2 protein-coding genes are annotated in these 5,978 nt (G+C 69.1%); both read left to right on the forward strand.

Annotated features, from left to right (window positions below; translation table 11 throughout):
• Positions 1-3,717 (forward strand): amino acid adenylation domain-containing protein (locus tag ACIBJH_RS48115; protein ID WP_399123411.1); only part of this gene is annotated, 3,717 nt, incomplete at its 5' end.
• A 15-nt stretch (positions 3,718-3,732) separates the two neighbouring features.
• A partial coding sequence (locus ACIBJH_RS48120) for a condensation domain-containing protein (RefSeq protein WP_399123412.1) occupies positions 3,733-5,978 on the forward strand: 2,246 nt, incomplete at its 3' end.

Below are 5,978 nucleotides of genomic sequence, written 5' to 3' on the forward strand. Positions count from 1 at the left end.
CGGGTCCGGGAGGCGGATCTGGCGGCTTTCGCGCATCAGGATGTGCCGTTCGAGCGGCTGGTGGAGGTCCTGAATCCGGCGCGTTCCATGGCCCGCCACCCCCTCTTCCAGGTCATGCTCGCCTTCCACAACAACGCGCAACCCGACCTCGACCTCCCCGGCATCCACGCCCAGGTCGAACCTGTCGCTGATGTGGCGGCCAGGTTCGACCTGTCGTTCAACCTCGCCGAGATCCTCGGTCACGACGGATCCCCCACCGGAATCCAGGGCGAGTTGGACTACCGCACCGACCTGTTCGATCGGACCACGGTCGAGCAGCTTGCCGAGCGACTGTCCCGGCTCCTCGAAGCCGTCGCCGGAGACCCCGACCGGCCGATCCGTACCGTCGGCGTGCTCGACACCGACGAACGCCGACGCCTGCTCGTCGACTGGAACGACACGGCCCGCGAGATCCCCGGAGCGACACTGCCGGAGCTCTTCCAGGCGCAGGTGACGCGTACCCCCGATGCCCTTGCGATGGTGAGCGGCGAGATCGAGTTCACGTACGCCGAACTCGGCACGCGCGTGCGGCAGCTCGCGAGCGGGCTCGCTTCGCGCGGCATCGGGCCGGGCGACCGGGTGGCTCTCCTGCTGGACGGCTGGCCCGACCAGATCGCCATGACGCTGGCCGTCGCGCACATCGGAGCGGTCTACGTGCCGCTGGACAGCAGGAGCCCCGTCGCCCGCCTGGAACTGATCCTCGGTGACTCCCGGAGCATCGCCGTCGTGGTCGACCGGAAGACCCTGGCCCTGATCCCGGGAGAACACCGCAGCCGCGGCATCGACGTGGTGCTGGTCGAGGATCTGCCCTCACAGGGCGTGCCGTCTGCAGCCGCGCCCGCCCCTGTGGTGCGGCCGCTCGACCTGGCGTACATCATGTTCACCTCCGGCTCCACGGGCCGCCCCAAGGGCGTGGCCGTCACACACCGCAACGTCGTCGCGCTCGTCTCCGACCAGTACTGGGGATGCACGACCGAGGACCGTGTCCTCGTCCACTCCTCGCCGTCGTTCGACGCCTCCACCTACGAGGTGTGGGGCGGCCTCCTCAACGGAGCCACCCTCGTCACATCGGGCGGTGTGGCCCCGGACATCCCCGAGCTGGCCCGCACCATGGCCGGGGCGCGAGTCACCGTGGGCCTGTTCAACGAGGGGATTTTCCGGCTCCTCGCCGAGAGTGAACCCCAGAGCTTCGGCACCCTCCGCGACGTCTACGTCGGCGGCGATACGGCGTCCCTCTCCGCGGTGCGGAAGGTGATGGACCACACCTCCGGCATGCGGTTCACGAACAGCTACGGTCCGACCGAATCGACCCTGTGCGTCGCCCACTACTCCCTGTTGCCGGGTGCGGACGACCGGGCCTCCATACCGATCGGCCGGCCGCTCGACAACACGCGGCTGTACGTGCTCGACGAAGGGCTGGCGCCCGTCCCCTGGGGAGTGATCGGCGAGCTGTACATCGCGGGCGAGGGCCTGGCGCGCGGCTATGTCGATCGGCCCGACCTGACCGCGGAGCGCTTCGTCGCCGACCCGTTCGGTGCCGCGGGGACGCGCATGTACCGGACCGGAGACCGGGTGAAGTGGCGGTCCGAAGGCACCCTGGAGTTCGCCGGCCGCACCGACACCCAGGTGAAGGTACGCGGCTTCCGCATCGAGCCCGGCGAGATCGAGACAGTGCTGGAGTCGTTTGCGGACGTGGCCCAGGCCGTGGTCGTCGTCAGGGAGGACCGGCCGGGGGACAAGCGGCTCATCGCCTACCTCGTCGCCGATGCCGACATGCGCATCGAGCCCGACGACCTACGTCCGCGCCTTGCCGAAGCCCTGCCCGACTACATGGTCCCGGCGGCCCTGATACAACTCGACGCCCTTCCCCTCGGGCCGACCGGCAAGCTCGACCGTACGGCCCTGCCCGTGCCCGACTACGTCGGAGGCGGCGGCCGGGCGCCCCGTACCGACAAGGAGCGCATCCTCTGCGCCGTCTTCGCCGACATACTCGGCGTCGGCGAGGTCTGCGCGGACGACAACTTCTTCGCGATGGGCGGGGACAGCATCGTCTCCATCCAGCTGGTCGCAAAGGCACGCGCGGCGGGACTGACGGTCACACCGCAGCAGGTGTTCGAGCGGAAGACCGTCGAGGCGCTCGCCGCCGTGGCGGTCGAGGCGGATACACGGAACGCGGAGACAACTGGCTCGGGCACCGGCGTGGTCCCGCTGACTCCCGTGATGCACCAGTTACGCGAACGCGGCGGTGCCATCGAGAGGTTCAGCCAGTCGGTCACCCTCCTGACGCCGGGCGGACTGGTCCGGAACGACATCATCGCCGCCGTGCAGGAGGTCGTTGACCATCACGACCTCCTGAGAGCCCGGCTCACTACCGCCGACGCGGACGGTACCTGGCAGCTGGAGGTGCTGCCGCCGGGCAGCGTCTCCGCCGAGTCGTGTTTCACCAGCGTCGAGGCCACGAGCCTGGGCGAGCACGAACTCCGCACACTGGTGGTCCGGCAGGAGGAAGAGGCGAGGAGCCTGCTGTCCCCGGCGGACGGAAGGATGCTGCACACGGTCTGGCTCGACGCGGGACCGCACGAGCACGGCCGGCTGGTGATCACGCTTCACCACCTCGCCGTCGACGCCGTGTCCTGGCGCATCCTCGTACCCGACCTCGTCTCCGCGTGGCAGGACATCGCGGCCGGCAGGCGACCGGACCTCCAGCCCGTCTACACGAGCTTCCGCCGCTGGGCCGAACACACATCGGCGGAAGCCGGGCGGAGGGTCGGCGAACTGCCCTTCTGGCAGGGGGTCGTAGAGGAAACCGAGGCGCCGTGGAGTTCCGTACCGGCCCTCGACCCGGCACACGACACGTGGGGCACGGCGCGGACCGTCACAGTGACGCTGCCGTCGGACGTGGCCGCGCCGCTGCTGACCTCCTTGCCCGAGGCCTTCAACTGCGGTGCGGACAGCGTCCTCCTCGCGGCCCTGTTGACAGCCGTCGGCAGCCGCACGTCACGGCCCGACGGAAGCACCCCGCCGTTCCTCGTCGACATCGAGCGTCACGGGCGGGAACAGATCACGCCCGCCCTGGACGTCTCGCGGACCGTGGGCTGGTTCACCAGCGTCTCCCCCGTCCGCCTCGACCTGCGGGCAGTCGGCGACGGGCGGGAAGACGGGCGGACAGCCGAGGACACCCTCAAGTACGTCAAAGAGCAGCTGCGGGCCGCTCCGGACAACGGCCTCGGGTACGGGCTGCTCAGGTACCTCAACCCGGAGACCACCGACCGCCTCGCAGCCCTCCCCGAACCGCCCATCCTCTTCAACTATCTCGGACGTGTCCCGGCCCCCACGGGTCAGGGCGGTACAGCGCAACCCTGGTCGGTCGTCGATGACGGCGAAGCCGGCGGCGGTGCCGACCCGGATATGCCCATGGCGTACGCCCTGACGATCAACGTGGTGGCGCGGGACACCGGCAGCGGACCCGAACTGCTGACCACCTGGGCCTGGCCCGGCCGACTCTGGACGGTCGCCGACGTGCAGAGCCTCGCCGAGGCCTACACACGGGGCCTGACATACATGGCGGCATCGGCCGATTCCCCAGGCGTCGGCGGACTGACCCCGTCCGACGTGCCCCTGCTGGGGTTGAGCCAAGACGAGATCGACGCATTCGAATTCGCCGAGACCGAAGACTGAACGGAAGGATTTGAAATGAAGCGGTCGCGTATCGAAGACATCCTTCCGTTGTCGCCCCTACAGGAAGGGCTCCTCTTCCACGCACAGTTCGACGACGAAGCGGCGGACACGTACGTCGTTCAGCTCGTCGTCTCCCTGCGGGGCAAGGTCGACGGATCCACGCTGCGCCAGGCGGTGAACGATGTCCTGACCCGCCATGCCAACCTCCGGGTGCGTGTGCAGCACCGCAAGACGGGACAGCCCGTACAGGTCGTGATGCGGGACGTCGAAGTCCCCTGGCAGGACATCGACCTCACCCACCTCGCGCCCGGGGACCGCGAAGCCGAGGCCGAACGCCTCCTCGCCGAGGACCGTAGCCGCAGGTTCGATCTGAGCCGGTCCCCGCTGCTCCGCTGCACCCTGATCCGAGTGGCCGAGGACGAGTACCGGTTCGTGTGGGCCAACCACCACATCCTGCTCGACGGCTGGTCGAACGCCGTCCTGTTCCAGGAGCTCTTCAGCCTCTACCGGAGCCGCGGCGAGGCCCGTCTCACGACGGTCACGCCGTACCGCGACTACCTCACCTGGACCGCACGACAGGACGCCGAAGGCGCACGCCGGGCATGGGCGGCCGAACTCGGCGGACTTGAGGACTCCACCCGCCTCGTGCCCCACCTGGGCATACCCACCGCGGAATCATTCCCCCGGCGGGCCACCTTCACCGTCGACGAGCGACTGACGAGCGCCCTCACCGAACTGGGACGCTCACGGAACCTCACCTTCAATACGCTTGTCCAGGGCGCCTGGGGTGTCCTGCTGGGCCGTCTCACCGGCCTGGACGACGTGGTCTTCGGAACCACCGTCTCCGGACGTCCGCCGGAGCTCCCCGGAGTCGGATCCATGGTGGGACTGTTCATCAACACCCTGCCGGTGCGCGTACGGCTCGACCCCGCACAACCGGTCATCGACGCCCTCGCCCGCCTGCAGGACGAGCAGGCACGCCTGATGCCCCACCAGCACCTCGGGCTCGCCGAAATCCAGAAGACCGTCGGGCGGGCCGAACTCTTCGACACCGTCGTCGTCTTCGAGAACTACCCCGTCGACCAGGTCGCCTCGGCCGGGCTCGGTACCGACATCGAGGTCATCGACGTAGCCGGTCACGACGCGACCCACTACCCGCTGAGCCTCATGGTCCTGCCCGGGCAGGAGCTCGGCCTGCGCCTCGACTACCGGGAGGACGCCTTCGACCAGGAGGCCGTCGAGCAGCTGGCGGCGCGACTGATCCGGGTCCTCGAAACAATTGTCGCCGCACCCGACACCCCAGTCCGTGACGTGGACGTCCTGGGCCCGGCCGAACGTGAGCGGATCCTGGCTGTAGGGAACGGCACCGTCCATGAGGTGCCCGCCAGCACTGTGGTCGACCTTTTCCGGACGCAGGTGTGTGCGACTCCGGACTCGGTTGCTCTGGTGGGTGGCGGAGCGGAGATCACCTACGCCGAACTGGACGCGCGGGCGAATGCCCTGGCCCGCGACCTCATTGACAGGGGCGCGGGACCGGGGCAGGCCGTCGCCGTCTGGATGGAACGATCCTCCGACTTGGTGGTGGTGCTGCTCGCCGTACTGAAGACCGGTGCGTTCTACGTGCCGCTGCACGACGGTTATCCGGCGGAACGGCGTCGGCTCGTGGTGGAGGATTCCCGTGCCCGGCTGCTGCTCACGGACCGCCCGACGGATGCCGCTGTGCTGGCCGACGTCGTTCAGGTGGTCGACGTGGCGGGTGTCGCCGCGGGGGCGCTGCCCGGGGAGAGGGCGGACGCGCTGTCCGGCGGGGTCCGTGTGGAGGCCGAAGGCCTGGCATATGTGATGTACACGTCGGGATCGACGGGCGAGCCCAAGGGGGTGGCCGTCACGCACCGGGGCGTGGCCGAGCTCGTCCTGGACTCGTCGTGGAAGAGCGGTCCGCGGGACAGGATCCTCTTCCACGCACCTCATGCCTTCGACATCTCCAACTACGAGTTGTGGGTTCCTCTCCTTTCCGGGGGAAGGGTCGTTGTCGCCCCGGCCGGGCCGATCGACTCGGTGGTCCTGAGGAAGTTCCTCACGCAGGAGGACGTCACCTCCGTCCATCTGACGGCCGGTCTGTTCCGTGTGATCGCGGAGCAGGATCCGTCGTGCTTCAGTGGCGTCCGTGAGGTGCTGACGGGTGGTGATGTGGTGTCGCCCGTGGCGGTGCGGCGGGTGTTGGAGGCGTGTCCGGACACTGTGGTGCGGGTGTTGTACGG

The sequence above is a fragment of the Streptomyces sp. NPDC050548 genome, from assembly GCF_044457385.1.
Classification (GTDB): domain Bacteria; phylum Actinomycetota; class Actinomycetes; order Streptomycetales; family Streptomycetaceae; genus Streptomyces.